At 60.4% G+C, this 667-nt stretch carries 1 protein-coding gene and 1 pseudogene; one reads left to right on the plus strand and one right to left on the minus strand.

Annotated elements, in window-relative coordinates; genetic code table 11:
* A pseudogene (locus tag R7E78_RS27200) lies at nucleotides 1–260 on the minus strand (DNA primase); the annotation flags it as partial.
* A gap of 198 nt (nucleotides 261–458) precedes the next feature.
* Here R7E78_RS27200 and R7E78_RS27205 point away from each other — a divergent pair.
* Nucleotides 459–667: mobilization protein (locus R7E78_RS27205; protein ID WP_114388589.1), on the plus strand; the 209-nt coding region annotated here is incomplete at its 3' end.

Here is a 667-nt window from a genome sequence, read left to right on the forward strand (position 1 = left end):
TGGTCGAGGGTCAGCTCGACCGGCAGGGCAAATTCGACCTCCTTGAACAGCCGCCCATTGGCGCGTTCATACAGGTCGGCAGCATCCCAGTAGTCGGCGGGCCGCTCGACGAACTCCGGCATGTGCCCGGATTCGGCGTGCAAGACTTCATCCATGTCGCGGGCATACTTGCCTTCGCGCTGGATGTAGTCGGCCTTGGCCCTGGCCGATTGGCCGCCCGACCTGCTGCCGGTTTTCGCCGTAAGGTGATAAATCGCCATGCTGCCTCGCTGTTGCTTTTGCTTTTCGGCTCCATGCAATGGCCCTCGGAGAGCGCACCGCCCGAAGGGTGGCCGTTAGGCCAGTTTCTCGAAGAGAAACCGGTAAGTGCGCCCTCCCCTACAAAGTAGGGTCGGGATTGCCGCCGCTGTGCCTCCATGATAGCCTACGAGACAGCACATTAACAATGGGGTGTCAAGATGGTTAAGGGGAGCAACAAGGCGGCGGATCGGCTGGCCAAGCTCGAAGAACAACGAGCGCGAATCAATGCCGAAATTCAGCGGGTGCGGGCAAGGGAACAGCAGCAAGAGCGCAAGAACGAAACAAGGCGCAAGGTGCTGGTGGGGGCCATGATTTTGGCCAAGGTGAACAGCAGCGAGTGGCCGGAGGATCGGCTCATGGCGGCAAT

The organism is Vibrio sp. YT-19(2023), from assembly GCF_033337395.1.